This is a genomic window from Sandaracinaceae bacterium (genome assembly GCA_016706685.1).
In the GTDB taxonomy this organism is placed as follows: Bacteria; Myxococcota_A; Polyangia; order Polyangiales; family Houyiibacteriaceae; genus JADJJE01.
In genome coordinates this window covers 254,983-269,155 of record JADJJE010000001.1, presented here as the reverse complement: position 1 = coordinate 269,155, position 14,173 = coordinate 254,983, and the positions used below count along the sequence as shown (strand labels likewise).

Genomic DNA, 14,173 nt, shown 5'->3' with positions numbered 1-14,173 from the left:
ACACCGCATGGGCGCGCCACGGGCTCAGTGGCCGTGACCTCCGTGGTCGTGTCCACCATGCCCGTGACCGTGCGCACCGTGACCGTGGTCGCCGTGCGCATGTCCGTGAGCAGCGTGACCGTGGTCGCCGTCCCGGTGGCCGGACCCGCCCTGGTTCAGGCGTAGCCCCTCGAAGAGCGCGTCCACGCCGTGCAGATAGACGCTGCGCAGCGCCCACACGAGGAGCAGCCCCAAGGCGCCATACGAGAGCACTCCATGCGCGTGCTCCTCGCCGCCGTCGAGCCCCACCGAGGGGAGCAGGGCGCTGGCGTTGACGCCGAACGCCAGGACCCACGTCACGGCCACCGCCGCGATGGTGGCGCCCACGGTGGCGCGCATGCCGAAGCTCGCGCGCATGAAGCCGAGGGTGGCGAGGTTGGTCGCCGGTCCCAGCAGCAATCCCACCAGCGCCGCGCCGGGTGAGAGTCCCTTGGCCACCAGCACCGCCGCGAGGGGCGTTGCGCTGGCGGCGCACACGTAGACCGGTACGGAAACCAGCGTCACCACCAGGATGTCGAGCGAGCCATAGGTGAGGCCGCTCAGCGTGTCCGCATCGAGCGCCACCTCGACGTAGGCCGCGGCCAGCAGGCCCACCATGGTGTAGGGCAGGATGTGTACGAACAGCTCGTCGAGCTGTGTGAGCGCGCGCTGCCAGCGGGACTCGCCGGCACCCAGCTCGAAGTCCGTGGCAGGGGCCGGCGGCGCGTGATCGCGGCCGGCCAGCACGCGCCCCACCACCAGCGCGGCCGTGATGGCCAACAGCAGCGCCCCCAGCAGCCGGAGCAGGGCGAACTCCCAGCCCAGGAAGCGGCCGGTCAGCAGCAGGCTCTCCACGCCGAGCTCCGGCGTGGCCAGCAGGAAGGCCACTACGAAGGCAGCTCCCGCGCCGCGGCTGCGCAGGGCGTGCGCCACCGGCAGGACACCGCACGCGCAGATGGGCAGCGGGGCACCCGCCAGAGCCCCGCGCAGCGCTTGGCGGAGCGAGCCACCAGCCTGCAAGAACGCGAGCGGGACGCGGTGGCCCAGCGACTGCACCGCGGCGGCCAGCACCAGGCCCAGCAACAGCGCGGGCGCGGTCTCGAGGCTCAAGTCCAGCAGCGCGTGGCTCACGCCCATGGCCACCTCGTCGTGCATCTCTCCGCTGTACTCGCCGTGCGCGTGGCCGCCTTGCGACACCAGCGCCACGCCGGCGATCACGGCCAGCACGTCCACCACCCGCGCGGCGCGCGTGCGCACGCCTGCGGTGCTGTGGTCGTGCGAGACCACGTGGATCAAGAGCCCCGCCGCGAACGCGGTGATGTAAGGGGTCAGCGTGACAGCAGCCGTCTCGCTCACGGCCCCGGCCACCGCCACGCCCAGCACGCCCGAGAGGCCCAGCGCGAGACCTTGGAAGAACGCCACCGTGCGGCCCCACACCGGCACGAAGGCTTGCACCAGCAGCGCCACCACCGGGACGGTGTGCGCCGCGATGGCGAAGAACACCTCGAGGTGCAGGTGCTCCGCGTGCGCGCCGCTCGCGAAGGTGCCGATCGCCACACCGTCACCGACCTCGTGCAGCATCATGGCCACCAAGCTCAGCCAGAGGCCCGCTTTCGTGCGTGCGCGCTCGTCCGCCTCCGTCTCGTCGTCGTCGCTCGGGCCGCAATCGGCAGCCCCAGGTCCATGAGCGTGGCCATGGTGGTGCTGGTGCCGGAACAGCAGGCGGGGCAGAACGACACCCGCCGCGAACACCACCATCACCACGAGCCCCGCTTCGGTGAGGGCCTCGGGCAGCAACTGGCCGAACACCACGGTGATCGCCGCGACGAACGCGAAGCTGCGCAGCCCTCCCGCTAGGCGACCATGACCGCCCAGGAGACCCAGGGCGGTGCCGAGCAAGGTGGACAAGAGTGCAAAGGAATAGGCGAGCGTCATGGACCCGTACGGCGGAGCGGGCGGGGAGTGTGCGCCGCCGCCGCGTGGTGCGCTACGTGCCCGATTGTGTACTGCGTATATCGAATTTTCGCTGCAATTTCAGCGAGTTGAAAATTTCACCCTTGACGCACCCTGCGTGGAATGGTCATTCTTCGTTCATGTCCGAGCAAAGCTACAACCTCTCCGAGCTCTCCTCGCTGCTGAAGTTCTCCTCCGCATACTTGAAGATGCTGCTCAAGAAGCAGGCGGGGTATCAGCCTGACCAGCCCATCTCCGCCGAGCTGGCGGCGGCGGTCGCGGCGCAAGTCAATCGCCCGTGGCCACCGACCGCGGTCGGCTGAGTCTGGCCCCCGCGTCCACCAAGGCGCGGATGCGCCAGGCGCGCCAAGAGCTCTCCCGCGGCGTCATCCTCGATGCGGCCGAGAGGGTGTTCGCGGAGCGCGGGTTCGGCGCCGCCAAGATGCATGACGTGGCGGCCCTCGCCAAGGTCTCGACCAGCACCGTGTACGAGCTGTTCGAGGGCAAGGAAGCGCTCTACGAGGCGGTGCACACGCGACATGGTGCCGAGCTCCTCGCAGGTGGTCTCGAACCCACCCACGTCGCGCCCGGGTTTGTTGGACCGCCTGCTCGGGGGCGTGGCCGCCTACGCGGGCTACCTGATGGATCACCCCGACTACCTGCGCATCCTCAGTCACGTCAACGTGTGGGCCGAGGAGTCGTTGCTCGCGAGTCAGGGCCAGGTGGACACGTCGCGGCGCGGCGCCGCGCTCGTCACGCGAGGCTTCGAGAAGGGCATCGCGGTGGGCCTGTTCGCGCCGGGTGACCCGCGCTTGATGACGCGCTTGATGCACGCCACGCATCAGGTCCGGCTGCTGGACTGGCTGGAGGACGGCATGCGCGTCCCGCCCTCGGAGGTCATCCGCCGCATGCAGCGCGAGCTCGTCTGCATGTTCTGCGTTCCGGAGCACATCGCGCAGCTGCTCGCGGAGCGTCAGCTGCTCGACCCTGTCGTGGACGCGGGCTGAAGCACGCTCCTGGCCCGCTTCAGTCGTCGCTGAGCAGGTCGTCGAACGCGGCGTCCAGCTCGTCTTCGTCGGAGGCGTCCGGCTCCGAAGCAGCGGCCATGGCGGCCTGCACCTTGCGGATGCGCTGGGACACGCCGCGGAACACGGCGTCGCGCTTGCGCACCTTCTCGAAGAAGTAGAGCGCTTCATTGCTGTCGCCGAGGAGCTCGTACGCGTTGGCCAGCTCGAAGTACAGCGCCAGCTCCTCGCGCTCGTTCTTGTTCTCGGAGTGCAGCCCGGCACGGAAGGAGTTGATGGCGTCCTGCGTGCGGCCCTGCTCCATGCGGCAGAGGCCCACCATGGTGTTGCAGGAGCACTCGCGCACGGGGTTGCGCATGGCCACCTGGAACTCGCTGATGGCGTCGTCGAGCAGCCCCATCTCCTTGTAGGCGATGCCCAGATCGAAGTGCGTGTCGCTGTCGGCTTCGTCGACCTGCTCCTCCACGCCCTTCTTGAACTGCGCGAACACCTGCTCCACGTCCAGGATGTCGCTACCCGCGGCGGCCGGCGGCTCCTCTTCCAGCTCCTCGGCCAGCTTCTCGGCCAGCGCGAAGCTCTCGTCTGCAAGGTCCTCGGCGGGGCCCTCCGACGCCGCGCGGATCTCGGCGATGCGCTTCGCGAGCGCGGCCGAGTCGGGGTACTCCTCGCGCAGATCTTCGAGGCTCGCGAGCGCGTCGTCGTACAGGCCCTGGGCCACGAAGAATTCGGCCTCCTCGAGGCCCTCCGCGACCTCTTCGGGTACTTCTTCTTCCTCCGCTTCCTCTTGCAGAGGCTCGGGCTCCGGAGCCAGCGCCGCAGGGGCTTCGGCTGCCTCTTCCGCGAAGAGCTCCTCAGGCTCTGCCGGTGCAGGGGCGAGCAGCTCGTCCAGCTCGGGGTCCGCCGCGGTGGCCACCAGCGCCTCGGGCGTGACGTCGCGCTGCACGGTGGGCGCGTCCGGAATCTCGGACTCGAACCTGGCGCTGACGGCCGCTGCGGGCGGGGCGATGGTGAGCGCGTCGGGGTACTCGCTCAGGCCCATGTCGGGCACCACGCTGGGCACGCTGAGCGGCGGCACCGAGGCCACGCGTTCGGGGGCGGCCACGCGCTCGGGGGGCGGCACGGAGGGACGCGTGCGCACGGACTCGGGCGCGGGGACGGGTGCGGCCTCGGACACCTGGATGTGCGGTGCCGAGTCCGGCTCGTCCATGAACAGCACGCCGGCGTCGTCGTTGTCGTCGCTGTCGGGGGCGGCCGCTGGGGGCAGGGGGTCCAGCGCCTGCTCGCTGGACACCGAGATGCGCTCCTCCGGGTGCGGCTCGAGCGGCGCGTCGTGCGCCAGTTGTGCCACTTCGGGGGTGGCTGCGGGGACGCTCACGCGGCCCAGCATGATGCGTGCATCGATGTTGATCGGGTCGAGGTCGAGCACCGCGTCCAGGTACATGACCGACAGGTCCGGCCGAATCTGGCTGCAGATCAGCGCCATGTCGAGCAGCTGCTGGATCGAGTCGTCCAGCATGCCGTTCTGCTGGTAGACGTCACTGAGCATCTGCCGCGCGAGCATGTAGTCAGGGGCCAGATTGACGATGTGCTCGAGCTGCGCCTGGGCCTTGTCCAGCAGCCCGAAACGCAAGAACGACTCCACCTCCGACATCAGGCGCTCGACTTCGGGCCACACGGCCGGGTCCACGAAGCCCGCGTAGCCCTCCACGGGCTCGTCGGCATCGAAAGGCTGCTCGGCGTACACCGCCTCCGGCTGGGGCGCCGGCACGACCTGCGCGGGCTCTTCGGGGACGTGGCTGGGCGGGGGGGTGTTGTCGTCGTCCAGGAAGATGGCGGGCTCGGACTCTTCTTCGGAGTCGGGCTCGATCAGGATCTCGGCGTCGTCCTCGACGTCATCGATGTCGTCGTCGAGGAACTCCATTTCGGGAGCGTCATCGTCGAACGACAGGCTGTCGGCCGGCGCCTCGGGCTCTTGCACGATGGTGCGCTTGGGCAGGCGCGTCTCGGTGCTGGGCGCGCCACCCGAGCTCGGCGGCGCCATGATGGTTCCGGGGGGCACTTCGAACAGCGAGGAGGCGTCGCGTGCCTGCGGTGGCTTCTGCCCGAGCGCCGTCTTGGCCTCGTCGTCGTTCGGGTCCAGCTCCAGGATCTTGCGCAGCACGCGCTCGCGCTCGGCGGGGCGCTTGCCGTCTTGATAGACGCGCGCGATCTCGCGGTAGACGCTGATGGTCTTCGCGTGCTGCCCCAGCACGTGGAACGCACGCGCAAGCAGCTCGAGCGTGGCCACGTCCTTCGGGTTGGCCTGGAAGCAGACCTGCAGCTTGCTGAGCGCGCGCTTCGCGTCGTTGCGCTCGAGGTACATCTCGGCGACCTCGCGCGAGACCGCGACGTCGGGCCGGTGAAACAGCAGGCGCTCGGCGACCTTGAGGTAGTCGTCCATGCGCCCCTGCTCACGAAGCAGATTGGCGCCGGCCTCGAACTCCTTCGCAGCCTCTTCCGTGCGCTCCACCTTGCTGAGCGCCTCGGCGTACTTGATGCGGACGGGGATGTTCTCGGGGTCGAGCTCCGCCATGCGGCCCAGCGTCGCGATGGCCTGGTTCAGGTCTCCGGCGCGCGCATAGTGTGCGGCCACTTGCTCGTACGTGGTGAGCGCGTCGCTCACCAGGTCGAGCTGCTCGTACATGCTCGCGAGCTTCAGCTGGGAGTCGATGCTGGAGGGGTCCAGCTTCAGGATCTGCTTGTAGACCGCGACGGCCTTCAGGAAGAAGCCCTGGTTCGCGTACTGCGTGGCGACGCGGCCGTACGACTCCACCGCGCGGTCGCGTGCGCCCGTCTTCGTGTAGAGGTCACCGATCTTGAGCAGCGTCCGCACGTCCCGCGGATCGTCGTCCACGAGCAGCTGGTACTGGGCGATCGCCTTGTCGTAGCTCCCCTTCGCGACGAGTTTCTGCGCGTTTTCAAGTACTTTGTTGCGGTCGACCAAGTGGGATCCGGGAGGGGGTAGGCCAGCATCACGCCGTAATCACACGGCATTTTTGCGTTGCGGCCGAGTGTACGTGCCTTGCCTCGGGCCGGTCAACAACCGCGCGCACAGACGCCTCGTCTGCTGACGAATTTCCCCAGAATGCTGGTGCCCCCGCCCTTTGGGGGCCTCCACGAAGCCTACATGCGCTCGAGGAAGCGCGTGGACAGCTTGCCGGTGCGGAAGTCGTCGTGCGCGAGGATGCGCATGTGCAGCGGGATGTTGGTGCGGATGCCCCCGATGAGCGTCTCGCCCAGCGCGCGCAGCATGCGCACCCGCGCCTCTTCCCGCGTGCGTCCGTAGGTGATGACCTTGGCCAGCAGCGAGTCGTAGGCGCTCGGCACCCGCCAGCCGCCATAGACGCCGCTGTCCACGCGCACGCCTGCGCCACCGGGCGGGTGGTACTCCGTGATGAGTCCGGGCCAAGGCGCGAACGTGACGGGATCCTCCGCGTTCACGCGGCACTCGATGGCCCACCCACGCGGCTTGATCTCGCGGTTGGGGAACTCCATGGGGAGCCCGGCCGCGATGCGGATCTGCTCGGCGATGAGGTCCACGCCGGTGACCAGCTCGGTGACGGGGTGCTCCACCTGGATGCGGGTGTTCATCTCCATGAACGCCAGCTCGCCGTTCTCGGTCATGAGGAACTCGAGCGTGCCCGCAGAGACGTAGTTGCTGTCCGCCAGCGCGCGACGGATGGTGGCCGCCATGTCGCGGCGCAGCTCGTCGGACACGGCCACGCTGGGGGCCTCTTCCAGCAGCTTCTGGTGGCGACGCTGGATGGAGCACTCGCGCTCGCCCAGCACGCGCACGTCGCCCTTGCCGTCGGCGATGACCTGGAACTCGATGTGGCGCGGCTCTTCGACGTAGCGCTCGACGTAGAGGTCACCGTTCTGGAAGCCGGCGATGGCCTCCTGCTGCGCCTGCTGGAACGAGGCCTCCATCTCGGCCGCGCTACGGATGATCTTCATGCCGCGCCCGCCGCCGCCGCCCGAGGCCTTGAGCATGACGGGGAAGCCCACGGCGCGCGCCTTGGCCACCGCGTCTTCGGTGTCGCGGATGACCTCGCTGCCCTCCATGAGGGGCAGACCCAGGCTCTTGGCCAAGCGCCGCGCGCTCACCTTGTCGCCCCACTGGCCCATGTTCTCGGGGCTGGGCCCGATGAACGTGAGGCCCACGTCGCGGCACAGGCTGGCGAAGGACGCGTTCTCCGACAGGAAGCCGTAGCCCGGGTGGATGGCGTCGGCGCCGCTGATCTCGGCGGCTGCGATGAGCGCCGGGATGTGCAGGTAGCTCTGCTTGGCGGCGGCCGGGCCGATGCACACGGCTTCGTCCGCGAGGCGCGTGTGCAGGGCCTCGGTGTCCACGTCGCTGTGCACGGCCACCGTGCCGATGCCCAGCTCGCGGCAAGCGCGGATCACGCGCACCGCGATCTCTCCGCGGTTGGCGATCAGGACCTTGCGAAACACTAGGCGACCTTGATCTTGAAGAGCCGGTCGCCGTACTCGACGGGCTTCCCGTTGGTGCCGGTGATCTCGACGATGACGCCTGCGACCTCGCACTCGATCTCGTTCATCAGCTTCATGGCCTCCACGATGCAGAGCACCGTGCCCGGGCTGATGGTCTGACCCACCTTCACGAAGGCTGCGGCCCCCGGCGAGGGAGACGCGTAGAACGTGCCGACGAACGGCGAGGTGATCCACTGGGTGTTCGCCTCGTCCACGGCCGCTGCTGCGGCCACGCTCGCGGCGCTGGCAGGAGCCGGGCCACTGGGAGCGCTGACGTGCCCGGCCGAAGTGGCCACGGACGAGACGCTGACCACCGCCCCACCACGGCGGAGCGAGATGCGCTCACCCGCCTTCTCGAGCTCCATCTCGCTCATCTGGAACTCGGTCATCGCGCGCATCAGTTCGCGGAGCTGCTCAAGATCGATGTCCATGAGTCGCTTGCTAGCACCAAAACCTGGCGCGCGTCAGCTTTCACGGTTCGGTCGCGCGGGGCAGGCTGCGTAAGGTCCGGCGCGCTGCCCGCGACCCCGCTCCGGGCCCCTTCAGGCGAGCCGCGTGGCGAGCGCCCGCAGGCCCAGCAGGTAGCTGTCGGGCCCGAAGCCGGCGATCTGCCCAACGCACACCGCGGCGCTGTAGGAGTGGTGCCGGAACGCCTCGCGCGCGTGGATGTTGCTGAGGTGCACCTCCACCGTGGGCAGCCCCGCAGCGGCGATGGCGTCCCGCACGGCGACCGAGGTGTGGGTATAGGCCGCCGGGTTGATCAGGATGCCCGCGAACTCGGGGCGCGCGCCCTGAATCCAGTCCACCAGCTGACCCTCGTGGTTGCTCTGCCGGCACGTGACCGCTAGGCCCAGCTGCCCCGCGAGCGTTGCGAGGTCCGTATCGATGGACGCCAACGTGGCGTGGCCATAGATGCCCGGCTCGCGCACCCCCAGCATGTTCAGGTTGGGACCGTGCAGCACGAGCACGGCCGGCCGAGTGGCGGTGGCTCTGGTCGGCTTACCCTTCTTGTCGGGCATGGAGACCGCCCGCCGTCAGGCCAGGCCCGACGCGAGCTCGGGAGCGCGCACGCGCATGAGGTAGCGCGCCTTGCCGAAGTTGCCGCTGGGGCGCACGGCCACGGCGAGGAAGTACTCGTCGGTCACGAGGCGGATCAGCGTGGTCATGCGCTCGGCCCGGATGGCGACCTCTTGCGCGGCGCCGATGTCCAGCATCTCGGCGGCGTTCTTGATCATCTTCAAGATGACGCTGTACTCCATCCCGATGGTCTCGACGTCCAGCACCGCGTCGCCCTCGACGTACTGCTCCACGGGGATGCCGTCGTATCCCATGAGGATGGCAGCGATTCCGCCGTCGGTCTTCTCGACCACTTCTTGTAGGACCTCTCTGAACATCGGACCTCCGAACCCTCATCAGCGCACGCGGAGGCCCCGAAAGTCAAGTAATCGTGCCGGTCTGCGGCCATGCTGGGCCCGACTCCGGGCTGTGTGTCGTTGCGCCGGGACCCCCTGCGCGGTATGGCCGCGCGTACCCCGAGGAGCCACGATGTCGTTCAAGTTCCCCACTGAAGAGTGGACCAAGGCCTATCAAGACGCGGTGAACGCCAACGAGGGCTACCGCACCCACGGGAAGCCCTGGACCTTCGGCGCCGTCGCCTTCGTCATCAAGGCCGACCCCAGCATCGGGCTCCCGGAAGACGTGGGCATGATCATGGACGTGCACGAGGGCGTCTGCCGCGGCACCACGTTCGTGAAGGGCATGGACGCCGTGCAGAGCGCGCCGTTCATCGTGGTGGCCGACTACGCGCGCTGGCGCGCCTGCCTCGAGGGCAAGCTCGACCCCATCAAGTCCATGATGGAGGGCAAGCTCAAGCTGGTGAAGGGGCATCTGCCCACCATGCTCCGGTTCGTCGAGTCGTCGCGGCAGCTGGTGGTCAGCGCCACGCACGTGGACACGGAGTTCCTGGCCTGATGGAGCCCGCCATCGAGCTGGCCCCGGGGGCCGAGGACCACGGCTTCGCGCCCATGCTGGCCACGCTGCTGCGGCAGAACCTCGACGACCACGCGGACAAGCGCGCCACCGCCATGCGCATGCGCGGACGGGTCGCCATGGTGGTCACCGACCTCGGGCTGTCGGTCACGCTCGAGTTCGTGCCCTACGCCGTGCGCGTGCATGCGGGGATCGTGGGCATCCCGGATGTCACGGTGCGCGCCGGCAGCGAGTACATCATGAAGATGTCCATGCTGGAGCTGGGGCGCTTCGGCCTGCCCAACCCACGCGGCGAGGTGGCCAAGGAGCTGTCCGCCGCCGAGAAGGCCGGCGCCATCACGTACTACGGCGCGCTCGCCAACATCCCGCTCATGCTGCGGCTCACCCGTGTGATGTCGGTGAACGCGTGAGCGCCCAGGTCCGCCTCGAGCGTGAGGGCCCCATCGGCTGGCTGATCTTCGACCACCCCGAGCGCCGCAACGCCATCCACCGCGCCATGTGGGAGGTCATCCCCGAGCGCGTGGCCACGCTAGACGCCGACGAGAGCGTGCGCGTCATCGTGATGCGTGGCGCTGGCGACGTTGCCTTCGTGGCAGGCGCCGACATCAGCGAGTTCGAGCAGAGCCGCATCGGGCCGGGCGCGCGCGACTACGACAAGCTCACGGAGCGCGCGTTCCTCTCGCTGGGCAACGCGCAGAAGCCGCTCATCGCCATGATCCACGGGTTCTGCATCGGCGGCGGCAGCGGCATCGCGCTGCACGCGGACATGCGCTACGCGGCCGACGACGCGGTCTTCGCCATCCCGCCTGCGCGCCTGGGCCTCGGGTACAGCGCCACCAACGTGGAGACCCTGGTGGGCGTGGTGGGGCAGGCCTTCGCGCGCGAGATCCTGTTCACCGCGCGGCGCTATGACGCCGAGGCGGCTGCGCGCATGGGGCTGGTGCACCAGGTGCTCCCCAAGGCCGAGCTCGAGGACTTCGTGCGCGAGCTGGCCCTGCAGGTGGCCGACAACGCGCCGCTCACGCTGCGAGCCGCCAAGCGCTGCCTCGGTGAGCTGCGGGTCACCTCGGCCCAGCGGGACGACGCGGCGGTGGCCACGGCCATCCAGGCGTGCTTCGACAGCGAGGACTACGCCGAGGGGGTCGCAGCCTTCCTGGCGAAGCGCCGCCCCGTGTTCCGCGGTCGCTGACGCAAGCAGCCGTCAGCGGCTGGTGCGTTGCCCGTCAGAGGGGGACCTGCACGCTCAGCGGCTCGGCGGGAGGCGCTGTCGGTCCGCTGCGCGGGACCAGGCTCGAGGTGGTGGCGCTCGGCGGTGGCAGCCGTGTGCTGATGCCGCCGCTGCCGGGCGTGGACCCACGGTCGAGGCGACGCGCAGCCGCCAGCGATGCGAGCGAAACGACGAAGAAGAAGGACCAGTATCCCCACTCGGGCATGCACGCAGCAGACCGCAGAAAGACGTCCTTGACAACTCCCTCGAACACACTAGATTCGCGCCCTGCTCTGCGGATGTGGCGGAATTGGCAGACGCGCCAGACTAAGGATCTGGTAGAGTAAAATCTGTGAGAGTTCGAGTCTCTCCGTCCGCACCCAGAAAGGCTAGCGCCACCCGCGCTGGCCTTTTTTCTTTGGGTCGGCAGGTTCTTTTGCAAATGATATTGACTTTCAATACCGTCGACCCCAGACTATCGGCATCATGCTGGTTTGCCACTGCGAGCGTGTGAACGACAGGACCATTCGCAAGTGCGCCCGTGAGGGTGCCCGCAACCACCTGGACGTCGCCATGGCGTGCGGGGCCGGGTCGCGCTGCGGCGGCTGCCGTCCCCTGGTGGACGAGCTCATCGCCGAGACGCACGCCGAGGCCAGCCGGGAGGGGCTCTTTAGCCTCCCCATGGCGGGCGTGCGCTGAGCGGGAGGCAGCCCGGACAAATCAACGTGACGCTGCACCACGCATGAACTAGCGTCGGGGTAGCGAAAGCGTGTGCTCTCGCCCCATCCCAGTAAGGAGATAGCCATGAAGGGCGACGCCCAAGTGATCGAGCTGCTCAACGAGGTCCTCACCTCGGAGCTCACCGCGATCAACCAATATTTCATCCACTACAAGATGTGCGAGGACTGGGGCTACGTGGCGCTCGCCAAGCAGAAGCGCGGCGAGTCCATCGATGAGATGAAGCACGCCGACGAGGTCATCGGACGCATCCTGCTGCTGGGGGGCCTCCCCAACATGCAGCGCCTGTCGCCCGTGCGCGTGGGTGAGGACCCCATCGAGCAGCACAAGCTCGACTTGGCCGTGGAGTACGACGCCCGCGACCGCCTCAACCGCGGCATCGCCAAGTGCCGTGAAGTGGGAGACGAGGGCACGCGCGCGCTGCTCGACCGCATCCTCAAGGACGAGGAGGGCGGCATCGACTGGCTCGAGTCCCAGCTCCACATCATTGGGGACATCGGCAAAGAACTCTACTTGGCGCAGCAGATCCGCTGAACGAGGTGCCGCCTCCTTGTGGGGGCGGCGCAGCTCGAGCGGCGCGGTCGCGTCAGGGCACGTCTTCGCAGGGGTTGGGCAGGTCCTGCCCCAGCGCGAGGCCACCCACGTTGGCAGGATAGGCCTCGAACGTGATGCCCAAGGACACGGCGTCGCACTGCGTGCCGACGTTTCCGGGCAGCGGGTCCAACAGCACGTCCGAGATGGAGGCCACCTGCCCGCGAAGTATGTTGAACTGACCGCTGCCCGGGCACACGCCCACCGACTCGGCGGTGCGCAGCAGGTCGTTGAAGCCCCACCGGCCGGCGATGGTGACGGTGATGCTCTCCGCGTCCTCGAGCTTCAGCTCCGCGATGTTGGCCGTGGCGATCATGCCGGACAGGCGAACGCGGGTGCCGAGCCCATCGCCCACCAAGATGATCTCGGTTCCGTCAGGAACGGTGGTGACCAGGATGCCGTTCGCGACGTACGCGTTGTTGTCGACCACGAGCGGCGTCGCGGCGTCCAGATCGGGCGAGGCGGACGGCACGGCGAAGGTGTCGTCCCGGCCCCAGAAGTAGTCCGTCCCGTCCCAGATGGGCAGGGGCGCGGGCATGGTCCCCGCTTCGTCCAGGAAGGCAGCGCTGCCGATGACGTGGATGTCGGGTTGCGCCCCTGCGTTGCTGGGGGTCGCGAAGACGCTCTGCGTCAGCAGCATCTGTACCCGTGAGTCGTTCGGTGTGCCGTTCCAACCACGGATTCGAATGAGCGGGTTCCCGAGGCCCCACAGCTCGGCCTCGATCGCACGCTCATCGAGGCCGTCGAAGGCCAGGTCCAGGAGCGGGAAGAGGTTGTGCCCGAAGGAGTTGTCGATGCCCCGGGTGCCGTCGACCTCGTGCGAGCGGCCCTCGACGGGCACGCACTCGGTGGCGGTGGCCGCGTTGTTGAGATCCGTGCAGCGCCCATCGATGTTGTAGCCGATGTTGGCCCACTCGTCGTTGGTGCGCTGATCGAGGCGCACGTCCCGCAGTGCGACCCAGAAATCTGGGACGTCCGTGCCACCGTCGGGCTGCGCGCTGTCCGGGGGCCGCGGTGGCGGCAGGGTGTTGCCGGCGGTGCAGCCGATGGACGTGTCCTCGAGCGGAGGAACGAGTGAGGCGTCGAACGGCGAGCAAGCGGTCGTGGCGGAGACCCCGACCAAATAGAGCGCCTGCGATCAACGCAGCTCGGGCGCAGGGAGTGTCATTGGACGGCAGCATCTGCCGCGCACTGTAGCATACACTTCCCTTCACCCGATAGGATGAAACGCGAGATTCAGAAGACCGCCAGGATGGCCGTGACGTTGTCCTGCCCGCCCTCACGCTTCGCTCTCTCGATGAGGCTGTCCACGCACAGCGGCGCGAGGTCTGGCCGGATGCAGGATCCGAGGGTGGACGCAATCTGGGCATCACCCAGCTCGCCGTAGAGTCCATCGGTGCACAGCAGGAGGCGGTCCCCGGCGAGCAGCTCGAAGTGATGCAGCTCCACGTGCAGGTCGTCGGACGTGCCGCCCAGGGCGTTGGTGAGAACGCTGGAGAAGCGCGAGCGCCTCGCCTCGTCGTCGGTCATCACTCCGCGCTGCACCATGGACTGCGCAAGGTTGTGGTCCTTCGTCAGCCGGAAGAGCTCGTTGCTGCGCAGCAGGTAGGCGCGGCTGTCGCCGATGTGGACCAGCAGGCACTCGGGCCAGCGGATGTAGGCCATGGTCAGCGTGGTGCCCAGCTCCGTGCTCAGGCCCTTGCGCAGCGCGACCTCGCGCAGCCGCTGTTGGGCACCCTCGGCCGCGCCCCGCAGCCCTGCGGCGACGACCGCAGAGTCCGCGCGGGTGTGTGTCCCGAGCCAAGGCATCACGGTGAACGCGTAGTGCGCCATCGCGTCGATGACCAAGCTGCTGGCGAGCTCCCCGGCGTCGTGTCCACCCATGCCATCGGCCACCATCAGCAACCAGCCGGGCTTGTCCAAGAGGCGCTGCCCCGGGGTGATCGGGAACCCGCTCTGCTCGAGGACGAGCGCGCGCTCCAGCTGCGCCACCAGGAACTGGTCTTCGTTGTTGCTCCGGACCAGCCCCACGTCCGTGGCACCGAAGATGGAGGGGCGACCCGGATCCGCGGGGTCTCGCGGGGCCGGCGCGAGTACCTCGAACGTTCGCTTGACGCTCATC

At 68.6% G+C, this 14,173-nt stretch carries 17 protein-coding genes and 1 tRNA gene; 9 read left to right on the top strand and 9 right to left on the bottom strand.

Translation table 11 applies throughout. From position 1 onward, the window contains the following. Positions 1-24: 24 nt before the first annotated feature. Positions 25-1,926: a permease gene (locus tag IPI43_01160; protein MBK7772738.1), complete on the bottom strand. Its 1,902-nt coding sequence runs from the start codon at positions 1,924-1,926 to the stop codon at positions 25-27. A gap of 185 nt (positions 1,927-2,111) precedes the next feature. On the opposite strand from IPI43_01160, the gene IPI43_01155 reads away from it, so the two are divergent. From IPI43_01155 to IPI43_01145, 3 genes are read left to right on the top strand one after another with little or no spacing between them, the layout of a single operon-like run. Then, the gene (locus IPI43_01155) at positions 2,112-2,294 is read left to right on the top strand and encodes a hypothetical protein (protein MBK7772737.1); all 183 of its coding nucleotides are present in this window, start codon (positions 2,112-2,114) and stop codon (positions 2,292-2,294) included. After that, complete coding sequence (locus IPI43_01150) at positions 2,270-2,776, top strand: helix-turn-helix transcriptional regulator (protein MBK7772736.1); 507 nt, start codon at positions 2,270-2,272, stop codon at positions 2,774-2,776. The genes IPI43_01155 and IPI43_01150 overlap by 25 nt, the downstream gene beginning before the upstream one ends. Next, entirely contained in the window at positions 2,754-2,978 is a 225-nt protein-coding gene (locus IPI43_01145) for a TetR family transcriptional regulator C-terminal domain-containing protein (protein MBK7772735.1), read from the top strand. Before IPI43_01150 ends, IPI43_01145 begins: the two co-directional genes overlap by 23 nt. Before the next feature lie 19 nt (positions 2,979-2,997). Here the strand turns inward: IPI43_01145 and IPI43_01140 are convergent, their stop codons facing one another. The 5 genes from IPI43_01140 to IPI43_01120 all read right to left on the bottom strand — a co-directional run bounded on the left by IPI43_01140 (position 2,998) and on the right by IPI43_01120 (position 8,920). After that, entirely contained in the window at positions 2,998-5,889 is a 2,892-nt protein-coding gene (locus IPI43_01140; protein MBK7772734.1) for a tetratricopeptide repeat protein, read from the bottom strand. A gap of 269 nt (positions 5,890-6,158) precedes the next feature. Next, entirely contained in the window at positions 6,159-7,487 is a 1,329-nt protein-coding gene (accC, locus tag IPI43_01135; GenBank protein ID MBK7772733.1) for an acetyl-CoA carboxylase biotin carboxylase subunit, read from the bottom strand. After that, a complete protein-coding gene (gene accB / locus IPI43_01130; protein MBK7772732.1) occupies positions 7,487-7,957 on the bottom strand; it encodes an acetyl-CoA carboxylase biotin carboxyl carrier protein in 471 nt (156 codons plus the stop codon). Before accB ends, accC begins: the two co-directional genes overlap by 1 nt. A 111-nt stretch (positions 7,958-8,068) precedes the next feature. Next, a complete protein-coding gene (aroQ, locus tag IPI43_01125; GenBank protein MBK7772731.1) occupies positions 8,069-8,545 on the bottom strand; it encodes a type II 3-dehydroquinate dehydratase in 477 nt (158 codons plus the stop codon). 15 nt (positions 8,546-8,560) lie between these two features. Continuing rightward, on the bottom strand, positions 8,561-8,920 hold the full coding sequence (locus IPI43_01120; protein MBK7772730.1) for a hypothetical protein: 360 nt from the start codon (positions 8,918-8,920) through the stop codon (positions 8,561-8,563). A gap of 151 nt (positions 8,921-9,071) precedes the next feature. Here IPI43_01120 and IPI43_01115 point away from each other — a divergent pair, with 151 nt between their 5' ends. Genes IPI43_01115 through IPI43_01105 form a run of 3 tightly spaced genes read left to right on the top strand, consistent with a single transcriptional unit; the run spans position 9,072 to position 10,704 of the window. Further along, positions 9,072-9,497 carry an SCP2 sterol-binding domain-containing protein gene (locus tag IPI43_01115; protein ID MBK7772729.1) on the top strand — a complete coding sequence of 142 codons (426 nt, stop codon included), beginning with the start codon at positions 9,072-9,074 and terminating at the stop codon, positions 9,495-9,497. Then, positions 9,497-9,925, top strand: a complete 429-nt coding sequence (locus IPI43_01110) for a hypothetical protein (GenBank protein ID MBK7772728.1) — start codon at positions 9,497-9,499, stop codon at positions 9,923-9,925. The genes IPI43_01115 and IPI43_01110 overlap by 1 nt, the downstream gene beginning before the upstream one ends. Further along, positions 9,922-10,704 carry an enoyl-CoA hydratase/isomerase family protein gene (locus IPI43_01105; GenBank protein ID MBK7772727.1) on the top strand — a complete coding sequence of 261 codons (783 nt, stop codon included), beginning with the start codon at positions 9,922-9,924 and terminating at the stop codon, positions 10,702-10,704. Before IPI43_01110 ends, IPI43_01105 begins: the two co-directional genes overlap by 4 nt. A gap of 34 nt (positions 10,705-10,738) precedes the next feature. On the opposite strand, the gene IPI43_01100 is transcribed toward IPI43_01105, so the two are convergent. Next, the gene (locus tag IPI43_01100) at positions 10,739-10,948 is read right to left on the bottom strand and encodes a hypothetical protein (GenBank protein ID MBK7772726.1); all 210 of its coding nucleotides are present in this window, start codon (positions 10,946-10,948) and stop codon (positions 10,739-10,741) included. A gap of 69 nt (positions 10,949-11,017) precedes the next feature. Here IPI43_01100 and IPI43_01095 point away from each other — a divergent pair. The 3 genes from IPI43_01095 to bfr all read left to right on the top strand — a co-directional run bounded on the left by IPI43_01095 (position 11,018) and on the right by bfr (position 11,994). After that, positions 11,018-11,101 (top strand) — tRNA-Leu (locus tag IPI43_01095). 131 nt (positions 11,102-11,232) lie between these two features. Next, positions 11,233-11,421 (top strand): (2Fe-2S)-binding protein, encoded by a 189-nt coding sequence (locus IPI43_01090; GenBank protein MBK7772725.1) that lies wholly within the window; start codon positions 11,233-11,235, stop codon positions 11,419-11,421. A gap of 105 nt (positions 11,422-11,526) precedes the next feature. Further along, complete coding sequence (gene bfr, locus IPI43_01085; protein MBK7772724.1) at positions 11,527-11,994, top strand: bacterioferritin; 468 nt, start codon at positions 11,527-11,529, stop codon at positions 11,992-11,994. Positions 11,995-12,046: 52 nt separating this feature from the next. Here the strand turns inward: bfr and IPI43_01080 are convergent, their stop codons facing one another. After that, positions 12,047-13,174 (bottom strand): hypothetical protein, encoded by a 1,128-nt coding sequence (locus IPI43_01080; protein MBK7772723.1) that lies wholly within the window; start codon positions 13,172-13,174, stop codon positions 12,047-12,049. Between the two features lie 113 nt (positions 13,175-13,287). Further along, complete coding sequence (locus IPI43_01075) at positions 13,288-14,172, bottom strand: serine/threonine-protein phosphatase (GenBank protein MBK7772722.1); 885 nt, start codon at positions 14,170-14,172, stop codon at positions 13,288-13,290. Position 14,173 lies beyond the last annotated feature (1 nt).

Bases quoted from the DNA above. Each gene is read 5' to 3' on its own strand.
- IPI43_01155 (MBK7772737.1), top strand. From the start codon at position 2,112: ATGTCCGAGCAAAGCTACAACCTCTCCGAGCTCTCCTCGCTGCTGAAG.
- accB (MBK7772732.1), bottom strand. From the start codon at position 7,957: ATGGACATCGATCTTGAGCAGCTCCGCGAACTGATGCGCGCGATGACC.
- aroQ (MBK7772731.1), bottom strand. From the start codon at position 8,545: ATGCCCGACAAGAAGGGTAAGCCGACCAGAGCCACCGCCACTCGGCCG.
- IPI43_01120 (MBK7772730.1), bottom strand. From the start codon at position 8,920: ATGTTCAGAGAGGTCCTACAAGAAGTGGTCGAGAAGACCGACGGCGGA.
- IPI43_01115 (MBK7772729.1), top strand. From the start codon at position 9,072: ATGTCGTTCAAGTTCCCCACTGAAGAGTGGACCAAGGCCTATCAAGAC.
- IPI43_01110 (MBK7772728.1), top strand. From the start codon at position 9,497: ATGGAGCCCGCCATCGAGCTGGCCCCGGGGGCCGAGGACCACGGCTTC.
- IPI43_01100 (MBK7772726.1), bottom strand. From the start codon at position 10,948: ATGCCCGAGTGGGGATACTGGTCCTTCTTCTTCGTCGTTTCGCTCGCA.
- bfr (MBK7772724.1), top strand. From the start codon at position 11,527: ATGAAGGGCGACGCCCAAGTGATCGAGCTGCTCAACGAGGTCCTCACC.
- IPI43_01075 (MBK7772722.1), bottom strand. From the start codon at position 14,172: ATGAGCGTCAAGCGAACGTTCGAGGTACTCGCGCCGGCCCCGCGAGAC.